The organism is Nostoc sp. CALU 546 (assembly GCF_048836525.1).
In genome coordinates, this window is the sequence record NZ_JAWJTF010000429.1 from 1 (window position 1) to 1,204 (window position 1,204).

At 36.5% G+C, this 1,204-nt stretch carries 2 protein-coding genes; both read right to left on the reverse strand.

Annotated features, from left to right (window positions below; genetic code table 11):
* Positions 1-891 (reverse strand): pyridoxal phosphate-dependent decarboxylase family protein (locus tag RRG12_RS44270; protein WP_420763378.1); only part of this gene is annotated, 891 nt, incomplete at its 3' end.
* A gap of 54 nt (positions 892-945) precedes the next feature.
* Positions 946-1,204, reverse strand: a 259-nt coding sequence (locus tag RRG12_RS44275) for an acyl carrier protein (protein WP_420763379.1), incomplete at its 5' end; no start/stop codon positions are given.

The window sequence follows — 1,204 nt, forward strand, 5'->3', positions numbered from 1 at the left end:
CTCTTTAACAGTTTGACGCAACTTCTGGATATTAACTCGATTGTTACTGTCAGTGGGGATTCTAATTAAACTCTGCGTACCAATACCCATTAAATCCGCAGCTTTATCAAAGGAGAAATGCATCAATTCAGAACCAATAATCACTGCTCCTTTGTAGCCATAGAAATCTAGAGCCGCGGCTAAACCTTCTTTTTCTATACCAAGAAAATCATTTTTTGCTGCCAAAGAAGCGTTTCGGGCACACCAAAGTGCCGTGATATTTGCCACGGTTCCACCAGAAACTAAAATTCCTAGGGTACTTAAGTTATGTTGAATATGTTGAGCGTAGAAATTATCAGAAAATTGATAAATTAGTCGATGTAACATTGCTAAAGCTTCGCGTTCACAAAAGCTTAATGCTTTAGCAGTTTCTATCTTGACAGCATTTTGATTCATTGCCGTCATCAATTTTGCCATTGGGCGCACAAAAGAAGGAAGCGCCGAGGTCATGTGACCCATAAATCGTGGCGAGGATGTATGTATTGAATGAGCTACAACATTGTTACCTAAATTTTGGATATAGCTCTCAAAATCAACAGGTTGGACAGGTATTTGACTATCAGAATAATTGTCTAGTAAAGAATCTAAATCGATACGACTATTAGCATCGGTTGTACTTAAAAAATCTTGAGATAAATCATTAACTATTGCATCTATTTGTTCTTCGATATATATTCCTTGGCTTGATGAACTAAACAGTTGCATCACTTGCTTTTCAATATCATCATGTAATTTTTGCTCAGTTTTAACAAAATAATTTTGGTTCGACATTTCTTGTTTGCTTAATGTCATTTTATATCCTTGGATAGGTTTCTTTTTTAGTGCATTGTTGTTGAATAAGTTCGTAGTCACGACTAAAGCCCTGGATTTTTAATCACTAAAGTGTTTACTACAAACCTTGCAAAATTAATGGGACTTGTGCTTTGTCGCTGCTCGATGTTCTTTTCTAGCTTGTTTGCGTTGCTGTACTGAAGCTGTTCGGCTTTCGGGGCGATGAGAATGTTGGGTAAAAGATGGCTGTTCGCTTGACTCTTGAATTAGATATCTAGCTAGGTGACTAATAGTAGGATATTGAAACATTTCAATCATAGAGAAGTCTCGCTGAAATGTTTTTTGCAATTTGCTATGAACTTGAACTAATAACAATGAATGACCACCGAGTTCA